Origin of the sequence: Acinetobacter sp. SWBY1, from assembly GCF_002946595.1 — a bacterium.
GTDB classification, from domain to species: Bacteria; Pseudomonadota; Gammaproteobacteria; order Pseudomonadales; family Moraxellaceae; genus Acinetobacter; species Acinetobacter towneri.
The window spans coordinates 2,732,408-2,752,971 of sequence record NZ_CP026616.1 but is presented as its reverse complement, the minus strand read 5'-3'; the positions used below and the strand labels follow the sequence as shown (position 1 = coordinate 2,752,971).

Here is a 20,564-nt window from a genome sequence, read left to right as displayed (position 1 = left end):
ATCTAAAAATAAATATTGCAGCTAAACTTGGCATTTGCCCATGCTTTACAACAAAATAGCAGCACTGGATTACAATTGTGTGCAACTTTAGTCGGCTAAATGCTGTTTTTGTCTATTTATCCAACAGTTATACCTAAAAAATATCAAATACTCACTTTTTAATCACTTCTTTGCATGCAACATTTTTCATTTACGTACTCATCAAAAACAAGCAACTTATCACACGACTTTTATCGTAATTTTGGCACAAAAAAAAGCACACCTAGGTGTGCTTTTTTCAACTGATCACGCAGTCTATTAGCCAGCCATATCTAAAAGCATGTTACGGATGTGACCGATTGCTTTCGTCGGGTTCAAACCCTTCGGACAAACAGACACACAGTTCATAATACCTTTACAACGGAACAAAGAGAATGGATCGTCAAGACGAGCCAAACGCTCTTGAGTTGCAGTATCACGCGAATCGATAATGAAACGATATGCATTCAACAACGCTGAAGGACCCAAGAACTTGTCTGGGTTCCACCAGAATGATGGGCATGAAGTTGAACAACATGCACAAAGAATACATTCATACAAACCATCAAGATGCTCACGCTCTTCTTGAGATTGTAAACGCTCTTTTGGTGGCGCAGGTTGGTTGTTGATCAAGAACGGATGAATCTTGTTGTACTGATCGTAGAACTGATTCATGTCTACAACCAAGTCTTTAATTACAGGAAGACCTGGAAGCGGACGAATTGTGATCACTTCTGGTAAATCGTTTAGGTTCCAAAGACACGCTAAACCATTTTTACCATTGATGTTTACACCATCAGAACCACAAATACCTTCACGACATGAACGACGGAATGTCAAAGATTCGTCTTGTACTTTCAATTCAAGAAGTGCATCAAGCAACATACGGTGCTTATCAGTCAATTCAAGCTTAAAAGTTTGCATGTACGGTGCTTTATCCTTATCAGGATCGTAGCGGTAGATATTAAATGTACGAGTACCTCTACTCATCTTACTTCTCCCAATTAGAATGTACGTGGTTTAGGTGGAATAGCAGCTACAGTAAGCGGCTTGTAACGTACTGGTTTGTACTCAAGACGGTTATCTGTAGAGAACCATAAAGTATGCTTCATCCACTCATCATCACGACGACCATAAGAATAAGTTGGGTGATCTGGTGGTAACTCAAAGTCTACAACCGTATGCGCACCACGACATTCTTTACGTGCAGCAGCTGAGATTAGTGTCGCTTTAGCAACTTCATACAAGTTTTCAACTTCTAATGCTTCTACACGTGCAGTGTTGAATACTTTAGATTTGTCTTTCAAATGAATGTTGCGAACACGTGGCTCAAGCGCAAGAATTTGTTTCACACCTTCATCAAGCAATGCTGAAGTACGGAATACACCTGCGTGGTCTTGAACGATGTTACGAATTGCATCAGCAACTTCTTGAGCGTTTTCACCTGAAGTCGATTCGTCAAGTTTACGAATACGGTTCACAGTATTTTCAAGTACAGTTGTTGGAAGTGGTTCGTACTCACCATCATGTTGCTTAGTCACATACTCAATGATGTGTTGACCAGCAGCCTTACCAAATACAACCAAGTCAAGCAATGAGTTTGTACCTAAACGGTTTGCACCGTGTACAGATACACATGAACACTCACCAATTGCATAGAAACCTTTTACTGGTTTAGCAAAGTCACGGTCACCCGCGTTGGTTGTATATGTATCAGTTTCTGCGTTGTAGTTCGCAACCAACTCTTGAGTTTCACGGCTTTCTGGAACAACCACTTGACCATGAATATTGGTTGGAATACCACCCATTTGGTAATGGATTGTAGGCACAACAGGAATTGGCTCTTTAGTACAGTCAACGTTCGCGAATTTCTTACCAATCTCAAATACAGATGGAAGACGCTTCATGATTGTGTCTGCACCTAAGTGCGTCATATCAAGCAAGATGTAGTCTTTGTTTGGACCACAACCACGACCTTCTTTAATTTCTTGGTCCATAGAACGTGATACGAAGTCACGTGGCGCCAAGTCTTTCAAAGTTGGTGCATAACGCTCCATGAACGGTTCGCCTGAATCGTTACGAAGGATACCACCCTCACCACGACAGCCTTCCGTTAACAATACGCCCGCGCCCGCAACACCTGTTGGGTGGAACTGCCAGAATTCCATATCTTGTAATGGAATACCTGCACGCGCAGCCATACCAAGACCGTCACCAGTGTTGATATATGCGTTTGTAGATGCACGGTACACACGACCTGCACCACCTGTAGCAAACAATGTCGCTTTCGCTTGGAATACTGCGATTTTACCTGTTTCTTGGTCAATTGCAGTCACACCTAGTACATCGCCAGCTTCGTTACGGATCAAATCAAGAGCGATCCATTCTACGAAGAATTGAGTGCCCATTTTCACGTTGCTTTGATAAAGCGTGTGAAGAAGTGCGTGACCTGTACGGTCAGCTGCAGCACATGCACGTGGAACCGCTTTTTCACCGTAGTTTGCAGAGTGACCACCGAATGGACGCTGGTAAATTGTACCGTCTGCGTTACGGTCAAATGGCATACCCAAGTGTTCTAATTCATAAACCACTTGTGGCGCTTCACGCGTCATGAATTCAATCGCGTCTTGGTCGCCCAACCAGTCAGAACCTTTTACTGTGTCGTAAAAGTGGTAGTGCCAGTTATCTTCTTGCATGTTACCAAGAGATGCACCAATACCACCCTGCGCTGCAACAGTGTGTGAACGTGTAGGGAATACTTTGGTCAATACCGCAACTTTCAAACCTGCTTGAGCAAGTTGGTAAGATGCACGCATACCTGAACCACCACCACCAACGATGACTGCGTCAAAGAATTGGTGTGGAATATTTGTATAATCTTCTTTAGGGTTAATCGCGCCCATGATATTTTCCTATCAATTCGCCCAGAAAATCTGGATTGCCCAGATTGCGTATGCAAAAACAGCAATAATCACTGCTGAAGTCAGCACTAGGCGTAAACCTGAAGCTGAAGGACCCATTTGACGAGTAGTCACATAGTCAGTGAATACTTGCCACATACCGATCCAAGCATGTGCAACAAGAGATAAGACTGCCAATAAAGACATAATCTTCATTGGTAATGTCATCATAAAGCCGTACCACTGTTCAAAGTTGAATCCACCGTTAAGAAGAATCCAACCAAATACCACAACGGTATAAACAGCAAGAACAACAGCACTAATACGTTGGATAAACCAATCGCGAGAACCTGAACCCGTTAAACCTGTAGCACTTTTCATTAGATTACAATCCATACAAATGCTGCAACGATACCAATTGCAGACAAGATCAATGAAATAGTAGCTGCAATGCGACCGCTTTGCAGTTCTTCTGCAAAACCAAGGTCAGCAAGTAAGTGCTTAATACCAGCAATGAAGTGATAAATTAAGCCGGCTACAAATACCCATACGATAAAGCGTACAAAGAAACCGTTAAAAATTTCTTGAACTTGAGCAAAACCTTCAGGTGAAGACAAAGACTTGTCTAACAACCATAAAAGTACCGGTACGAGTAAAAATACGATGACACCAGAAAGACGGTGTAGAATTGATGCAATAGCCACGGGCGATTTTAAGTTTACTTCTAAAACTTGACCCATGGACAAATTGACAGGTCTGTTGCTTTTCACAGCGGGCATCCTGTAAGTAAAAACTCCATCCGGAGTTTGTTGGAATAAATTCGAAGGAAAGCTGGCATTGTCAGGCAAATTCATGCCTAACCTTAAAACGACACTGAATTATAAAACGTCAACTGTCAAAATACAAACAACACAGCTCGGCTTTTTTGCCAAAAAACCTTTAAATAAGAATCGTTAACAACAACAAGAAGCAATAACCTGCTTAAACGAATTGCAATTACACTTCTAACACAATGTTTTTATACAAATTATTCAGTAATAGGCTCTATATATGGCTTTATACCTGTTTAGAATATTTAGACTAAAGATAAATTTGCACCTTGTGCTCTATCGTATCTATTCGCGTCTACAAACATTGAGCACACAGCTTTATCGGACACTCGCATCTTTTACTGTTAAAGCTGTGATACGTTGCTGCAAAGCAACAATTATTGGCTTACTCACACTCGGATAACTTTTATTTATTTATAATCAACACACTTAGACTGTTTTATATTTCACCGATTACAAGGTTTACAACCCAGACTATTTCTCAAACTTATATTCAGCGTCCGCTCTAAATACCAATCTACCTTTTTTACCATAATCATCATGCGAAAGAATGACTTATCCAGTATTTTCCAATATTACACAAAACAAGAAACTCTTAATCTTATGCAGAACCCCATATTCTTTTGCCCAAAAAATGCTTATTCCTGAAATTTTTTCTGAGTTTAATCAGTCATTTTTTGATCAATTAACATCTATTTTAAATACCCGACTTGCAGCCTGTATCCAAAAGACAAACCTACCTGATGCCTATGCAAAAACGTGTAAGTTATGAGAATTAGATAAATTTAAGTTTTGGGCTGCAACCCACCGCAGAATCACCACAGCAAAACCATTATTTAAAATTGCTTACAATTAATCCCAAACGATGATTTTTTTCTGCACATCCAACAAATTTTGACTTATGATAGTGCGGCTGTGCTGTGATTTTATTGATTTTTTTACTGGAATTTTTTCGGCTTTTTCTGCAAACAGTCGTCTACTTAATCCATAAGTATAATTGACAAAATTTCAGTACTCTCTAATCTTAGAGCAAATTTTTAATCCGTCTGACTTGCGCATTAAAAGATTGATACTTCGAGTCAGATCAACATTCACCAGGACAGGAGATCTATTGAATGTCTGAAGCAACTGGCAAAAAAGCCGTATTACAGCTTGATGGAAAAGAAATTGAATTACCAATTTACAGCGGCACATTAGGCCCAGATGTAATTGACGTTAAGGATGTGTTGGCGGCAGGTCACTTTACTTTTGATCCTGGTTTTATGGCAACAGCGTCTTGCGAGTCTAAAATCACATTTATTGATGGTAACAAAGGTATTCTTTTACACCGCGGTTACCCAATTGACCAATTGGCAACTAAAGCTGACTACTTAGAAACTTGCTACTTATTATTAAATGGCGAGCTTCCAACAGCTGAACAAAAAGCTGATTTTGACGCAAAAGTTCGCAACCACACTATGGTTCACGACCAAGTTAAGCGTTTCTATAACGGTTTCCGTCGTGATGCTCACCCTATGGCAATCATGGTTGGTGTTGTTGGTGCGTTATCTGCGTTCTATCACAACAATTTGGACATCGAAGATGTTAACCACCGTGAAATCACAGCGATTCGTTTAATCGCGAAGATTCCTACTTTAGCGGCTTGGAGCTACAAGTACACAGTTGGTCAACCATTCGTTTACCCACGTAACGACTTAAGCTACGCAGAAAACTTCTTGTACATGATGTTTGCTACACCAGCAGACCGTGACTACAAAGTTAACCCTGTTCATGCACGCGCTATGGATCGTATTTTCACGCTTCACGCTGACCACGAACAAAACGCGTCTACTTCAACTGTACGTTTAGCTGGTTCTACTGGCGCTAACCCATACGCATGTATCTCTGCAGGTATTTCTGCACTTTGGGGTCCTGCTCACGGTGGTGCGAACGAAGCTGTTCTTAAGATGCTTGACGAAATCGGCTCTGTAGAAAACGTTGCAGACTTCATGGAAAAAGTGAAGACTAAAGAAGTGAAGCTTATGGGCTTCGGTCACCGCGTTTATAAAAACTTCGACCCACGTGCAACAGTAATGAAGCAAACTTGTGACGAAGTTCTTAACGACTTAGGTATCAACGATCCACAACTTGCACTTGCAATGGAACTTGAGCGTATTGCGTTATCTGATGAATACTTCATCAAGCGTAACTTATACCCTAACGTAGACTTCTACTCAGGTATCATCCTTAAAGCGATTGGTATCCCAACAGAAATGTTTACTGTAATTTTCGCTCTTGCACGTACTGTAGGCTGGATCAGCCACTGGTTAGAAATGCACAGCGGTCCTTACAAAATCGGTCGTCCACGTCAGCTTTACACAGGTTACACTCAACGCGACATCAACCGTTAATTCGGTTTGCGTTGTACCTTGTAAAACGAGTACGACTCAAAAAACCACCTTCGGGTGGTTTTTTTATTTTTGAATATTTATCCACACTAGAATACAAAGCCTTGGTAGTTTGACTTAGACAACATAATTAAATTGGGTCGCAACCCATTTTACGCTATATTTTTAATGTCAGCCTTTCATGATCAATTTACATGCTGCAACTGCATTTCTTATTTTTAAGTCTGCTCATGCGTTTTTTAAAACTTGCGCAGTTTAAATATCGCTACTTAACACCTGCAGAAATACAGCTCTGCCAGTCTGTGTTCGGCCATTTAATTGACTACAGCAAAGTCAGAGTCATGAATCACCCCTATTTACCTTGGCAACCACAACATATATTTATGGCACCCTGTGGTGATATTCATGTGCGCAATTTGCATTACCGTTCAGACTACACACAAGCACATTTAGGCTATCAAGCTATTTTTATTCACGAAATGGCGCATGTTTTACAATACCAACATAAAATCAATGTCTTGCTACATGGCGCACTCTTACAAACGGCATATTATTTAAGTTTTAAACAGTACAATCCATATCGCTATCAATTGATTACAAACAAGCCTTTTTTTGCCTATAACATTGAACAACAAGGCGACATCGCTAAAGATATTTTCCTGAAAAAAATTGACAATATTATTCTGAATCCACCAAAACCAATTGCTTAACTGAATATTCTTTAACTTGAGCGATCCGACTTAAAACCATAGACAAGTCCAATCTTAAAATATAATAATTTCAAATAAATAGCATAAAAATTCTGTCATATTTCAGTGATATTCTGCAGCATACAAGAATAAAGTGTATTCGATGCTAGCATCTATTCTAAATTACGATAAAATAGCAAAAGCCTCTATTTTTGCACCGCAAAATAAGATCTTTATCTATTAGATAATAAATGGTTTTTATTTGTGCCTTTCGGCAGTCGTTTAATCCACAATACACTGCGCTGAAATTTTTATAACAATAATAATCAGTCGTTTATGTGTATTTTAAACCTATAGGAATAGGACTTAATTTAAATGAAATCTTTTAAAATTGCCCTTGCACAGTTCTCTCCACACATCGGCAATCTCGAAGCAAATGCTCAAAAAATGCTTGAACAGGCAAATGAAGCGAAAAAACAACACGCAGATCTGATTATTTTCCCTGAACTTTCTCTCTTGGGTTACCCAGCAGAAGATTTATTACTGCGCCCAAGCTTGAACAAACGCACTCAACAAGCATTTGAACAATTACGTGAAATTAAAGATATCGTTTTAGTTTTCGGTTTTGTGAATGAAACTGAAGATGGTCAACGTTTCAACTCTGCTGCAGTCATGAAAGATGGCAATATTCTTGGTATTTATAACAAACAAAATTTACCAAATTATGCCGTATTTGATGAGAAGCGTTATTTCGATGAGGGTCATCAACATCTGGTATTTGAATACCTTGGTCATAAATTTGGCGTTTTGATTTGCGAAGATTTATGGTCTTTGCCAACCGTGCAGCAATTGGCACAGTTGAATGTAGAAACTGCATTGGTCTTGAACGCATCGCCTTATGAAGTGGGTAAACCGCAGCATCGTGTACAGACCATGACCGAACTGGCAAAACAATTACATCTCAATGTGGTGTATGTAAACCAAGTTGGCGGTCAAGATGATTTAATCTTCGATGGTACGAGCTTTGTGATTAACCAAGCAGGCAATGTTGCATTACAAGCCCCAACCTACCAAGAAGGTTTATTCTACGCAGAATATGACGCTGCACAGAAGCACTTTAAAACTGCCGAAATTAGCCCAGCTTTAGACACCCTTGCAGAAATCTATCAAGGTTTAGTGCTCGCAACCCGTGACTACGTGCAACGCTCTGGCTTCCCTGGTGTAATTCTTGGCTTGTCGGGCGGAATTGATTCAGCGCTCACTCTTGCTATTGCGGTTGATGCAATTGGTGCAGATAAGGTACAAGCGGTAATGATGCCGTACACTTATACCGCGCAAATTAGTGTGGAAGATGCTGCAGAGCAAGCCAAAACTTTAGGCGTGACTTTTGGTATTGCCGAAATTCACCCGATCGTAAATAGCTTTATGCAAACGCTGTATCCTTTCTTTGGTAACAGCCCTAGCGATACCACAGAAGAAAATCTACAAGCCCGTGCCCGCGGCACAATCTTAATGGGTCTGTCGAATAAGTTTGGTAACCTCGTGCTTTCTACAGGTAACAAATCTGAGTTAGCAGTTGGCTATTGCACGCTTTATGGCGATATGGTCGGTGGTTATGCGGTACTCAAAGATGTGTACAAAACCATTGTGTTTGAATTGGCAAAATACCGTAACAGTATTGCCGATACTCCTGTGATTCCTGAGCGTGTGATCACGCGCCCACCTTCAGCAGAATTACGTCCTGACCAAAAAGACCAAGATTCTTTACCACCATACGAAGTGCTCGATGCGATTTTGTATGCGTATATTGAAGAAGATCAGAGCCAAGAAGACATCATTAGCAAAGGCTTTGAACGCGCGATGGTCGAGAAAGTCATTCAATTGGTTGATCGCAACGAGTACAAGCGTCGCCAAGGTGCATTAGGACCACGTATTAGTTCACGCGCTTTTGGTCGTGAACGTCGCTATCCGCTCGTCAATGGTTGGAAAGCAGGGATTTAACGCTAAAGCATTGCTTAAACAAAGATATAAAAAACCAAGCTACGGCTTGGTTTTTTTGTACCTGCCATTAAACCAATGCTGCAAAAAGTAGCCTAAAATTTTGACATAAAAAAAGACCAAGCTGAGAGCTTAGTCTATAAAAATGGTGGCTATGACGGGACTTGAACCTGTGACCCCCGCATTATGAGTGCGGTGCTCTAACCAACTGAGCTACATAGCCATAAACTGTGTGCGCATTATCTAAACTTAGCCCTGCATCGTCAAGTATTTTAATTTACAAACGCTCACAGTTTAAGCAAAAACAGTGCAATTTGTTTAATTTTAATCAAATTACTATTTTCTTACGGAGATTCTTAAATATTTGCAGCAAAATCTATATCAAGTCACACAGAAAAAAGAGAATGAATTCAACCATGATCTTGAAGTCTATAATACTGAGTAGCCTTGTTGTTGGCTTAAGTTCCTGCGCTTTGGTTTCACCTATTTTTGTAGATTACAACGGTGTACGGCGTGATGTTGCGCAATTTATTAATTCTAAAATGAGTTATAGCATCGCAGACCGACGTGTCTTGGTTGCTTATGCCAAAGGGCAGCAAAAGATTTTAACGGCACATCAACTCAATGCTGCAGCGCAGCAACAACTGGCTTATGAGCGTGCTGTAGGGCGTTATTGTGCATCACAACACATTTCGCTAAAAAAATTAAATCAGGTCGATGCCAAAATTTTTGCTCACTCTGATCAACAAGCCAATTGGCAACAGATTCAAAACCTACAAATGCAGATTCAAATGGATACAGCTCAAATAGATTGCACAGACAAATTTTAAACAAAAAAAAGACCACGTTAGTGAACGTGGTCTGAAAATGGTGGCTATGACGGGACTTGAACCTGTGACCCCCGCATTATGAGTGCGGTGCTCTAACCAACTGAGCTACATAGCCAAAAACTGTGCGCGCATTATCTGCTGTAATCTAGGTAACGTCAAGCCTTATCACGCATCAATTGCTTAAAATTTGGTGAAGTGAACCGATAAGCCGGGTTCTGTCGAGAACGATCATTCCTCTAGGCGTACAATCACTCATACGCTCAAGCGACCTACCCGAATCCAGTACGGGCCGTACCTCAGGATTCCTATTTGGTCTTGCTTCTGGTGGGGTTTACCATGCCATGAACTGTTACCAGCCATGCGGTGCGCTCTTACCGCACCCTTTCACCCTTACCTTCAATTTCTTCCGAAAAAGAAACCATATGAAGGCGGTCTACTCTCTGCTGCACTTTCCGTCGGCTCACGCCGCCCAGGCGTTACCTGGCACCCTGCCCTATGAAGCCCGGACTTTCCTCCCCTGTTTCAGTCACGGAGACCTCCACAGCAGCGATCGTCTGGTTCACTTCGAAGGCGCATCTTAGCAAAATTATAAGTTAATTGCTTGCGCTTTTTTGAGCAATCAGTTTTTTATATTTTTCCAGCAATTGTTCCTGTGTTTCTACATGCTCTGGATCGAGCGGAATACAATCGACTGGGCAAAATAACTGACACTGCGGCTGCTCGTGATGTCCTACACATTCAGTACATAATGCTGGATTAATCTCATAAATCAGCTCACCCATATAAATTGCCTCATTTGGGCATACAGGTTCACAGACATCACAGTTAATACATTCATCGGTAATATATAAAGACACGCTACCAACCTTGTCGTAATTTACGCTCAAAGGCTTCGACCACAACAGGTGCAACAAATTTAGTCACATCACCTTTTAAGCGTGCAATTTCACGAACTAATGTAGAAGAAATAAATGAATATTGCTCTGAAGGAGTCAGAAATACCGCTTCATATTTCGCATCTAATTGACGGTTCATATTTGCCAACTGAAATTCATATTCAAAATCTGAAACAGCACGCAAACCACGCAAAACTGCAGTCGCATTTTGCTCACGGAAAAAATTAACCAATAAACCATCAAATCCGACAAATTCAACATTAGGCAAATGCTTTAAAGATGCCTGTGCCAATTCCACACGTTCTTCCAAAGTAAAAATTGGATTTTTATGATGTCCAATGGCAATTGCGACCACGACTTCATCAAACATTTTTGCAGCACGTGTCACCAGGTCAATATGACCATTAGTAATCGGGTCAAAGGTGCCCGGATAAATTACGCGAGTTTTAGACATCCATTATGCTCTAGTTGGTTTTGTCAAAGTTAGTTTAACAAATACAAAAAATTTTAGTGAACTAAAGTCTACCAAATTATGAAATATCAAAGCAGTTTAGCCAACAGTTGTGATGATTTTGATTTGTCAGCAAGCCTTGGTTTGAGGCACAATAGTCATAAGTTTGGAAGTAATTGAATATGGCGAAGCTAACTGTAGTTAAAAAAAATACGGGCGGAACAATTGCACAGAATAAACGTGCACGCCACGATTATTTTATTGAAGAAAAATTTGAAGCAGGACTTTCTTTGCAAGGTTGGGAAGTCAAATCTTTGCGCGCAGGACGTATGACTATTACCGAAAGTTATATCCTGTTTCGTGACAATGAAGCCTTTTTATTTGGTGCACAAATTCAACCACTCTTGTCGGCTTCAACGCATGTAGTGCCTGAAGCGACCCGTACCCGCAAACTCTTACTTTCACGACGTGAAATTGAAAAGTTGATGGGTGCAGTCAATCAAAAAGGTTATTCTTGCGTACCTTTAGCATGTTATTGGAAAGGCCCTTTAGCGAAGCTTGAAATTGCTTTGGTGAAAGGTAAACAATTGCACGATAAACGCGCTTCTGAAAAAGACCGCGATTGGCAGCGTGATAAAGCACGTTTGATGCACAAATAATTTTGCACATTCCGCCCATAAAAAATGCTCGAGATCAACATCGAGCATTTTTTATGGAAGTTGTAAAACTAAAAATGCTTAGTCTTTAAGTTTTAATTCCACCAAATATTTACCAAATTTGACTGCAGTTTCCAAATCACCTTCGGGTGGCGTAACTTCAACACTGGCATTATCAGACTGCGTCATTAAACCCAAAAAGCTCGACATGCGGTTAATATCGTGTGGACTACGCCCTGTCGGCATAAACGGTAAACCTGACCACAACATGCCATGCTGCATCGCAAATAAATTAATTTGTTGCAGCACTGCCAGTTTATCGCCACTTAAACCACCGCCATTGGTAAAACCTGCCGCCAGTTTGCCCTGCCAAGTTCTGGCCAACCAACGCTTAGACGATTGCTCCATAAACTGTTTTAAAGCCGAAGTAATGCTGCCCATATAAGTTGGACAGCCCATAATGATAATATCGGCTTGATCTAGGCTATCCCATTCAATTTCAGCCACATCCATCAAAGTCACCTGAGCATCCATTTGCGCAGCACCTTGTGCAATATGCTGTGCCACCTTAGCAGTATGACCATAAGGACTGTGATAAACCACCGCCACACGAATAGCAGCGCAAGAAGATGTTGAATGAGTCACTGACATGAGAATGTTTAAAACCAAATAATTAAGTCAAGTTTAACACTAAGCCTGCATAAACACGAATGTTGCCATACGTCCTGTACGTGGCTGACGGCGGTAAGAATAGTACTGATCGGCCTGCGAATATGAGCACTGATCACCACCCAATACCGTTGTGACACCATGCTGCTGCAAAATATAGCGGGCAATCGCATACAAGTCGGCGAAGTATTTACCAGATTGTTGCCCATCTATAAAGGCCGTTTCCAATTCAGAATATTTATCACAAAAGGCCTGTTTTACTTCTGCTCCAACCTCAAAACATGGCTGACTAATGGCAGCACCTAACCACGCCCATGTTGGTGCACTTTGCATTTCGGCAATGGTGTTTTCAATAATACCGTTGGCTAAACCTCGCCAGCCTGCATGCAAGTTGGCCACTTCTGTGCCTAATGCATTACCTAAAACCACAGGTAAACAATCCGCTGTCATCATCATTAAAGCATGTGCTTTGCGCTGTGTGACCAAGCCATCGCCCTCTAAGGCTTCAAAAGTGATTTGCTCATTAATGGTCTGACACAACACACTATGCGTTTGTGTCATCCAAGTCATTTTATCGACCCCATATTCAGCAAACTCTGCCAGCAAACGCATACGATGCTGCTGCACACGCCATGCATCATCCTGCACATGCAGTGCCAGATTAAACCCAGACAGTTCTGTAGAACTTGTTTCCAGTGCCTGCACATGTTGTATGCGGGTTTGTCCGACATATACTCCTGCAGGGAGTCCTTGAACAAATTGCATGCCTCTATCCTTTTAACTGCATATAACGGCCCATCTGAGCTGACAGATGTTAATGGCATCAGTACGCGGCATTTTCGCTGCGTAATACATCTACCAATTGCTTAAAGTCTTCAGGCCACGGCGCTTCAAACATCATTTCTTCATGTGTTCGCGGATGAACCAAACCCAATTTGACCGCATGCAAAGCCTGACGTTTAAAGTTACGCAGTGTATCGTTTAACAATGCCGATGCACCCGCAGGGACACGTACACGTGGGGTATAGACAGGATCGCCCACCAAACCAAAACCAATATAGCTTAAATGCACACGAATTTGATGGGTACGCCCTGTTTCCAAACGTGCCTGAACGCGAGTGAAGTGCTGAAAACGTTCTTTCACATTGTAATGCGTCACGGCCTCTTTACCGCCTGGCAAGACCGCCATTTTAATTCGATCTACAGGATGGCGTTTAATCGGTTCATCAACCGTGCCGCCTGCAATCATGTTGCCATACACCACCAAGTCGTATAAACGATAAACTGATTTCTTCGCCAGTTGTTTGGTTAAAGCAAACTGTGCTTCCAGATTTTTGGCAACCACCAGCAAACCCGAAGTATCTTTATCAATACGATGCACCAAACCTGCACGAGTTAACTCTGCCGATTTTGGATAATGATGCAGCAAGGCATTTACCAGAGTTCCAGAGCTATTTCCCGCCCCTGGATGCACCACCATGCCCACAGGTTTATTAATCACCATGATGTCATCATCTTCATAAATAATATCCAGTGGAATATCTTCAGGCAGGCTGCGGGTTTGCGCTTCAAGCTCGACTTCTAGGGTAAGAAGCTCATCTCCTTCACACTTATATTTAGGTTTGACCGTGTTACCATTTACCAACAAATGACCGTCTTTGAGCCACTGTTTTAGCTTTTCACGTGAAAATTCACTCCAAATGATGGCTGCAACTTGGTCGATGCGTAGTCCTAAGTGGCTGTCATCCAATTGAAATTGCAACGATAAACGTGTTGCAGTTGAGTCTGAAGTATGGTTATCTGCATCCTCAGCATCTTCAAGTAAATTGAACTCAGTTTCAGGTAAATTGGAATGGGTAGATTGTGCTTGACTCATTTGCTCATTCAGACAAAAGTGGTTTAATAGCGCAATTGTAGCTCATTGCCCGTATTAACAGAGGAATTTTTATGTCGCTACCACGTTATAAAATAACAATGCTTGCTCTTTCACTCGGCGTTGCGTCTGCAATTGTGGGCTGTAGCAGCAATCCAAAAAAAGAAGTGGTCGATACTGGTCCGCAATCTAGCGAACAAGTTTATATTGAAAAAGCAGAAAAAGCACTGGATCGTGGTCAATACACCGATGCCGTTAAGCATCTTGAAGCTTTAGAAACCTATTACCCAACGGGTGATTATGCGCAGCAGGCGCAGCTTGAATTGTTGTATGCAAAATTCCAGCAAAAAGATTATGAAGGCGCAATTGCTGTTGCAGATCGTTTCATCCGCATGAACCCGCAGCATCCTAAAGCCGATTATGCCTACTATGTACGTGGTGTGGCGAATATGGAACAAAACTATGATGGTTTGTTGCGTTATACCTCGCTCAAGCAATCACACCGCGATGTTAGTTATTTAAAACTGGCCTATCAAAACTTTGTCGATTTTATCCGTCGCTATCCATCAAGCACTTATGCAGTAGATGCGGCACAGCGTATGCAGTTTATTGGTCAGGAACTGGCTGAAGCCGAAATGAATGCAGCACGTTATAACATTAAACGTAAAGCATGGGTGGCTGCAGTTGAGCGTTCATTGTGGGTAATTGAACACTATCCGCAAACACCGCAAATTCCTGAAGCATTGGCAACGGTGGCTTATGGTTATGGCAAATTGGGCGATCAAGCTACGGCTCAACAATATATTGATGTATTGAAACTAAACTATCCAAACTTAGTTAAAGCAGATGGTAGCGTGAATTTACGTGCTGCCCGTCATGACGCAAGCTGGATTAACCGTGCAACTTTGGGTATTTTCGGACGTGAAGCGCAAAGCAGCACCGAAGCACAGCAATCTGAAGCCAATACACAAGCAGCACCATCACGCAGCTTAACCAACCGTTTAAGTTTTGGTTTGTTAGATCGTCCTAAGTCTCAAAATGACAGTGCTGAATAAAATAAGCTCAAGCTGATTGAACAATCTTGAAAAATACCAAAGGCAAGTTATGATACTTGCCTTTTGTTTTACTGGGGCTTGTTTCAAACAGCAGAAACAGCTACAAAAGAGAATAATTCTGCCAGCACTGACTTCAGTTTCCGACCTGTTCGGCAAAAACTGCTTTCAAACCAATTAAGAGATAAAAGACCGAAACGTATGGCCATTCCACAACACACGATTGATCAAATTCTAGATCGCACCGATATTGTCGATCTGATTGGTCAGCGCGTGAAACTAAAAAAAACAGGTCGTACCTATTCGGGCTGTTGCCCATTCCATCAGGAAAAAACACCGTCTTTTCACGTCTACCGTGACAAGCAGTATTATCATTGCTTTGGTTGTCAGGCCAATGGTAACGCTATCCGTTTTTTAATGGATATTGATAACCGAAATTTTGTGGATGTAATGAAAGACTTGGCTAGTCAGACAGGCATCGAACTCCCGAAAGATCAGCACGACAGCAAAAAACTCTCCTATAAGCGTGAAGCCAAAAAGCCAGCAACAATTGCAAAGCCAAAAGCGCCTGTAAAAGATCAGCACGAAACTGCAGCCGCTCCAACTGCACCAGCCGAGCATGCTAACGATGCTGGCACAAGTGCGGGCATCGACTTTGATCCTTTTGCCGAGTTTCAAAGCACTGAATACTCAAGTTCTGAATTTCAGAACTCGGAATTTCAAAACAATGCCGACCCGTTTGCAGGTTTTGAACAATGGGACGCCATACAGGAAACACCTGCGCAGGAAGGTAACTTATACGACTTGCTCGAAAACGTGGCTCAATATTATGAGCAGCAATTACCGCATAGCCCTGCTGCACAACAGTATTTCCAAAAACGTGGTTTAACTGCACAGACCCTGCAATTCTGGCGTTTGGGCTATGCACCTGAAGACTGGCAACATTTGGAAAAAGCCTTTCCACAAGATATTGCAGGCTTAAAGCTTCTGGGCTTGATTCGTACCAGTGACAAAGGGCGTGACTTCGATTTACTGCGTGATCGAGTGATTTTCCCAATTCGTGACAGTAAAGGTCGTGTAGTCGGTTTTGGTGGTCGCGCACTTAATGATGAAATCAAACCCAAATACATCAACTCGCCCGATTCGGAAGTGTTTCATAAAAACCAATTGCTCTATGGTTTATATGAAGGACGCAAACAAAAAGCCCAAGATTATTTAATGGTCGAAGGCTATATGGATGTGATTGCCTTGCAGCAATACGGCATTCATGGTGCTGTAGCGACACTCGGTACAGCCAGTAATACCGATCATTTAAATATTCTGTTCCGCCAAAACAACCGCATTACCATCGCTTTTGATGGCGATGCCGCAGGTCAAAAAGCCGCACGTCGCACACTAGAAATTGCACTACCTTTGCTCAATGATGGACGTGAACTGAAGTTCTTTGTTTTGCCCAATGAGCACGACCCTGACTCACTTATTCGTCGTGAAGGCATCGAAAATTTCCGACGTTTATTAGATCAAGCACCTTTGCTGTCAGATTTTGTCTTTGCGCATCTCACCCAAAACCATAATATCAGTACCCCTGAAGGCAAAAGTCAGGTCATGGGTGAACTGCGGCAGTTGACCGAACTTTTGCCCAAAACGGGTTCTTATCGCTATTTGCTGCAACAGTTTTTCCGTGAAAAGTTAGGCTTTAACCGTAAATGGCAGGCACAGACCAATAACGATGCATCTTTGAGTTTTAGCACCAAAGTCGATGCCGAAGAATATGTGATTGCGATTCTAATCAATCACCCGTATTTGTATATTCACTTTGAACCGTTACGTGCGCTGATTCCAAATGATCATCTGCTACACCAAATCTTAAATATTTTAAATACTATTTTTGATGATCTACCCGATGATCCTGAACAAGCCAAATATTATATTTTGGGTGCATGCTCAGCGTATCACTATGAATTACAACGCATTTTACAACAAGCCAATGTCAGTGATTACACGACTTCTCCTGAACACGTCGATAAATTGGCGCAGGATTTTTCGACCAAATTGCAATACGACTGTTTACAGCAAAAAATTCGCTCCAAAAAATTCAGCAGTATTGAAGAAATGAAGCGCTTGAAACATCAAATTTATGAAATTGATAAAAAAAGATCGCTGACCTTGTTAGAGGAATAAGCGATCTGGTCTGATTAGATTAAGTTTGTATCGTCAAAAATCTTTTTTGTAAATCACGTTAATCTTACTTATTTGCGACGACGTTTGGCAGTCGCTGCTAAATTTTCCTGCATAAACTCAAAACATTCAGGCTCATCACCTTTGGCTGCTTCACGCAATAAAATAGAAGTTGGATGCAGCAGTTTTTGGGTTAAACGATAGGAAAATTCTTGCATAACTTGTGCAGCATCTTCACCTTTGGCAATACGCGCCATCGCCAAATTTAATTCTTCCTGACGCAAGCTTTCGCCATGTTCACGGTAAGCATGAATGGTCGCACCTGCTTGCTGAACTTTTTGATGGGTCACCAACTCAGTCACAAGCTGATTGACCATTAGCTCTGCTTCCACAGCCGCCTGACGACGCTGCGCCAAGTTTTCATCAATCACGCTTTGCAGGTCATCGACCCCGTACAAATACACGCCATCCAAATTTTCAATTTTAGGATCAATATCACGTGGTACGGCCAAATCGACCAACAACATTTGCTGATAGCGACGTTTCTTTAACGCTGCTTTCACTTCAGGATAAGCAATCACCTGATGCAAACTACCCGTACAGCTTGAAATTACATCAGCGCGGTGTAAATTGGCTGCTAACCGATCAAATTCAATAATTTCAACTTCAACCCGATGCGCAATTTCTTGTGCCAAAGTTTCGGCGCGGGCGCGGGTACGGTTACAAATTAAAATTTTAGCGACGCCCATCTCAGCTAAATGCTTCGCTACAAGGCTATTCATTTCGCCTGCTGCCACCACCATCACGGTTAGTTTTTCAGGATGGCTAAATACTTGTAACGCCAGTTGCGCAACCGCATAACCCATAGACACGGCATGGCTGCCTACGGCAGTTTCTGAACGTACCCGTTTGGCAGCATAAAACGCATATTCAAAAATTCGGTTGAGTTGTTGCGAAACCGTATGTGAGTCTTTGGCTAAAGACAGCGCAGTTTTGACCTGACCTAAAATTTGCGGCTCACCCAACATGAGTGAATCTAGCCCACTGGCTACGCGCATTAAATGCGACACCGCCTGTGCATTTTCATAACGATAAACATGACGACTCAATTGCTTCGCATCAATACCATTGACGTGTGCAAGCCAATCCAACACCTGTTCTGGATGTTCAGACATGGCGTAGACTTCGGTACGGTTGCAGGTAGACACCACCACCAAATCATTCAGTTCGGGATGTTGGCTTTGCTCAGCAAGTAAGGCACTTAACTTTTCTGGGTTAAATGCAATTTGCTCGCGCAACTCTACAGAGGCGGTTTGATGGTTGACACCCAATGCAAAGAAAGACATATCAGATCATCATTTCGCTAAATTTATGCTATTGTGCAATAACGGTGTCATAAAAAGCATTACTTGGATCAAGAAAAATTGCGTCAAACAAATAGCCGACCATACGGCGCGACAATTAAGCAATATTCTACCACATTCTTACTGGTCGGTAGCATGGCTTCAGTTGCTCATCTTAGAGCATCTGAAGAAATTTATCATGCAAATTCAAATTATAATGCGGTAAAACAAACCATGGTGGCAGAATTTGCCTTGGCTTATGGCGATATTCCAACTGCATTACACAACTACACGGTCTTGGCAATTAAGAACAATTCGACTTCCATTAAACAACGCGCCCTGAATATTGCCATTGAACAAAATGACCTACGTGCCGCATTAGATATTGCAACACATTGGGTGGTACAAGAACCATCCGATGTCCCTGCACTGTTTTATTTGGCGCACATTGCACTCAAAGCGCATGAATATGACTTGGCTGCAGAAACCTTAGATAAAATTCTAAATATTGATGCCACGGCTGACTTAGAACAAATTTTGGCGGGAATTTCCCCTGAATCTGTAGAAGACCGTGAATTTCTGATTCAAGCCCTGCGCACCAGCAAAGCCAAAGACAATCCATCTATTTTGGTATTGATTGCAGGTTTAAAAGCGCAAAATGGACAATATCAAGCCGCGCTCGACACCATTAACAGAGCGTTGCGCAAACGCCCGAAAGTCACTGGCTATATTTTAATGAAAGCCAATTTGTTGAGCGTACTTGGCAATGAAGAAGAAACGGCAGCTTGGTATGCAAAATCCAGCCGTAAACACAAAAATAATTTTGAAGTCCGTTTAGCCGAAGCCAAATATTTGGTCAAAAAAAATGAAGCAACTTTGGCGCTAACAAAGCTAGAAGCTATTTTAAAAAAATGGCCTACGGAAGATGAAGCCTTATTTATTGCAGGTTTGACCAGTATTGACTTGAAACAATACGAAAAAGCCGAAAAATATTTGGTAGAGCTACGCTATTCGGCACAATATCAAAACGAAGCCTATTTTTATTTAGCGGTCAATGCCGAACGTAAACAGCACTTTGAAACAGCCAAAGCCTATTATCGTTTGGTGGATGGTAGCCTCTATACGGTTTCACGTCGCAACATGATCAGTATTTTTGCCCAGCAAGTTAAACTGAACGATGCCCTGCGCTTTTTAACGCAGGAACGGGTCAACTATCCGCAGCACGCCAGTTTTTTATATCAGGCACAGGCCGATATTTTAAAACGTATGGATAATAAAAAAGCAGCACTGCGTTTGTTAGATGAAGCCATCAAAAACCTGCCCGATGATCCTGACCTGATCTATTCAGAAGTCTTACTATTGGATGCACATCAGGAAAAAGACAAACTGGATCAACTGCTCACCAAGTTACTGGAAATTGAGCCGAACAGCCCAACCTATTTAAATGCCTACGCCTATACTCTTGCACTGCAAAATCGTCGTTTGGATGAAGCGCGTCGCTATGTAGAGCAAGCACTTGAGTTTGCACCTGAACAGGCCTCTATTTTAGATACTTTAGGTTATGTCAGCTATTTGCAAAATGACTACACTGCTTCGGCACAGGCTTTGGAAAAAGCCTACGCGCTGAGTCATAGTGCCGCGATTGGCTCACGTTATGCAAAATCGTTGTATATGCAAGGAGATATTCAAAAATTCAGCCAAGTGTTACAACAATTACAACAAAATCATCCGAATGATCCGCAATTGCAACAATTAAATTCGCTATTGTTACCGCAGCCAGTTAAAAAGAGTTAA

The 20,564-nt window shown here is 41.8% G+C and carries 18 protein-coding genes, 2 tRNA genes and 1 other RNA gene; 8 read left to right on the top strand and 13 right to left on the bottom strand.

Going from position 1 to position 20,564, the window contains the following annotated elements:
• Window positions 1–297: 297 nt before the first annotated feature.
• Genes C3Y93_RS13280 through sdhC form a run of 4 tightly spaced genes read right to left on the bottom strand, consistent with a single transcriptional unit; the run spans window position 298 to window position 3,697 of the window.
• Window positions 298–1,008: a succinate dehydrogenase iron-sulfur subunit gene (locus C3Y93_RS13280; RefSeq protein WP_004972196.1), complete on the bottom strand. Its 711-nt coding sequence runs from the start codon at window positions 1,006–1,008 to the stop codon at window positions 298–300.
• A 14-nt stretch (window positions 1,009–1,022) separates the two neighbouring features.
• Window positions 1,023–2,921, bottom strand: a complete 1,899-nt coding sequence (locus tag C3Y93_RS13275) for an FAD-binding protein (protein WP_004972199.1) — start codon at window positions 2,919–2,921, stop codon at window positions 1,023–1,025.
• A 12-nt stretch (window positions 2,922–2,933) separates the two neighbouring features.
• A complete protein-coding gene (gene sdhD / locus C3Y93_RS13270) occupies window positions 2,934–3,299 on the bottom strand; it encodes a succinate dehydrogenase, hydrophobic membrane anchor protein (RefSeq protein WP_004972200.1) in 366 nt (121 codons plus the stop codon).
• The gene (gene sdhC / locus C3Y93_RS13265) at window positions 3,299–3,697 is read right to left on the bottom strand and encodes a succinate dehydrogenase, cytochrome b556 subunit (RefSeq protein ID WP_143228670.1); all 399 of its coding nucleotides are present in this window, start codon (window positions 3,695–3,697) and stop codon (window positions 3,299–3,301) included. The genes sdhD and sdhC overlap by 1 nt, the downstream gene beginning before the upstream one ends.
• Window positions 3,698–4,863: 1,166 nt before the next feature.
• Here sdhC and gltA point away from each other — a divergent pair.
• The 3 genes from gltA to C3Y93_RS13250 all read left to right on the top strand — a co-directional run bounded on the left by gltA (window position 4,864) and on the right by C3Y93_RS13250 (window position 8,825).
• On the top strand, window positions 4,864–6,138 hold the full coding sequence (gltA, locus tag C3Y93_RS13260) for a citrate synthase (protein WP_096901013.1): 1,275 nt from the start codon (window positions 4,864–4,866) through the stop codon (window positions 6,136–6,138).
• 191 nt (window positions 6,139–6,329) lie between these two features.
• Window positions 6,330–6,845 (top strand): hypothetical protein, encoded by a 516-nt coding sequence (locus C3Y93_RS13255; protein ID WP_104853149.1) that lies wholly within the window; start codon window positions 6,330–6,332, stop codon window positions 6,843–6,845.
• A gap of 354 nt (window positions 6,846–7,199) precedes the next feature.
• Window positions 7,200–8,825: an NAD+ synthase gene (locus C3Y93_RS13250; protein ID WP_104853148.1), complete on the top strand. Its 1,626-nt coding sequence runs from the start codon at window positions 7,200–7,202 to the stop codon at window positions 8,823–8,825.
• 143 nt (window positions 8,826–8,968) lie between these two features.
• Here the strand turns inward: C3Y93_RS13250 and C3Y93_RS13245 are convergent.
• Window positions 8,969–9,045 (bottom strand) — tRNA-Met (locus C3Y93_RS13245).
• Between the two features lie 193 nt (window positions 9,046–9,238).
• Between C3Y93_RS13245 and C3Y93_RS13240 the strand changes: the two genes are divergently transcribed.
• On the top strand, window positions 9,239–9,652 hold the full coding sequence (locus C3Y93_RS13240; RefSeq protein WP_171287401.1) for a hypothetical protein: 414 nt from the start codon (window positions 9,239–9,241) through the stop codon (window positions 9,650–9,652).
• A gap of 38 nt (window positions 9,653–9,690) precedes the next feature.
• Here the strand turns inward: C3Y93_RS13240 and C3Y93_RS13235 are convergent.
• From C3Y93_RS13235 to coaD, 4 genes are all read right to left on the bottom strand, one after another.
• Window positions 9,691–9,767 (bottom strand) — tRNA-Met (locus C3Y93_RS13235).
• A 73-nt stretch (window positions 9,768–9,840) separates the two neighbouring features.
• Window positions 9,841–10,218: RNase P RNA component class A (rnpB, locus tag C3Y93_RS13230), an RNA gene on the bottom strand.
• Between the two features lie 27 nt (window positions 10,219–10,245).
• Complete coding sequence (locus tag C3Y93_RS13225; RefSeq protein ID WP_004972206.1) at window positions 10,246–10,509, bottom strand: YfhL family 4Fe-4S dicluster ferredoxin; 264 nt, start codon at window positions 10,507–10,509, stop codon at window positions 10,246–10,248.
• A gap of 1 nt (window position 10,510) precedes the next feature.
• Window positions 10,511–11,002 (bottom strand): pantetheine-phosphate adenylyltransferase, encoded by a 492-nt coding sequence (gene coaD / locus C3Y93_RS13220; RefSeq protein ID WP_004972207.1) that lies wholly within the window; start codon window positions 11,000–11,002, stop codon window positions 10,511–10,513.
• Window positions 11,003–11,181: 179 nt separating this feature from the next.
• Here coaD and smpB point away from each other — a divergent pair, with 179 nt between their 5' ends.
• On the top strand, window positions 11,182–11,658 hold the full coding sequence (gene smpB / locus C3Y93_RS13215; RefSeq protein ID WP_004972209.1) for an SsrA-binding protein SmpB: 477 nt from the start codon (window positions 11,182–11,184) through the stop codon (window positions 11,656–11,658).
• A gap of 78 nt (window positions 11,659–11,736) precedes the next feature.
• On the opposite strand, the gene C3Y93_RS13210 is transcribed toward smpB, so the two are convergent.
• Genes C3Y93_RS13210 through rluD form a run of 3 tightly spaced genes read right to left on the bottom strand, consistent with a single transcriptional unit; the run spans window position 11,737 to window position 14,200 of the window.
• Window positions 11,737–12,306, bottom strand: coding sequence for a flavodoxin family protein (locus C3Y93_RS13210; RefSeq protein WP_004972210.1), 570 nt, complete (start codon window positions 12,304–12,306; stop codon window positions 11,737–11,739).
• A gap of 39 nt (window positions 12,307–12,345) precedes the next feature.
• Window positions 12,346–13,089 (bottom strand): peptidoglycan editing factor PgeF, encoded by a 744-nt coding sequence (gene pgeF / locus C3Y93_RS13205; protein ID WP_104853146.1) that lies wholly within the window; start codon window positions 13,087–13,089, stop codon window positions 12,346–12,348.
• Window positions 13,090–13,147: 58 nt separating this feature from the next.
• Complete coding sequence (gene rluD, locus C3Y93_RS13200) at window positions 13,148–14,200, bottom strand: 23S rRNA pseudouridine(1911/1915/1917) synthase RluD (protein WP_104853145.1); 1,053 nt, start codon at window positions 14,198–14,200, stop codon at window positions 13,148–13,150.
• 71 nt (window positions 14,201–14,271) lie between these two features.
• Between rluD and C3Y93_RS13195 the strand changes: the two genes are divergently transcribed.
• Both C3Y93_RS13195 and C3Y93_RS13190 read left to right on the top strand, forming a co-directional pair.
• Window positions 14,272–15,252 carry an outer membrane protein assembly factor BamD gene (locus C3Y93_RS13195; RefSeq protein ID WP_104853144.1) on the top strand — a complete coding sequence of 327 codons (981 nt, stop codon included), beginning with the start codon at window positions 14,272–14,274 and terminating at the stop codon, window positions 15,250–15,252.
• A gap of 198 nt (window positions 15,253–15,450) precedes the next feature.
• On the top strand, window positions 15,451–17,430 hold the full coding sequence (locus C3Y93_RS13190; RefSeq protein WP_104853298.1) for a DNA primase: 1,980 nt from the start codon (window positions 15,451–15,453) through the stop codon (window positions 17,428–17,430).
• A gap of 68 nt (window positions 17,431–17,498) precedes the next feature.
• Here C3Y93_RS13190 and hemA read toward each other — a convergent pair whose 3' ends face one another.
• Complete coding sequence (gene hemA / locus C3Y93_RS13185; protein ID WP_104853143.1) at window positions 17,499–18,773, bottom strand: glutamyl-tRNA reductase; 1,275 nt, start codon at window positions 18,771–18,773, stop codon at window positions 17,499–17,501.
• Between the two features lie 78 nt (window positions 18,774–18,851).
• On the opposite strand from hemA, the gene C3Y93_RS13180 reads away from it, so the two are divergent.
• Window positions 18,852–20,564, top strand: a complete 1,713-nt coding sequence (locus C3Y93_RS13180; RefSeq protein WP_104853297.1) for a tetratricopeptide repeat protein — start codon at window positions 18,852–18,854, stop codon at window positions 20,562–20,564.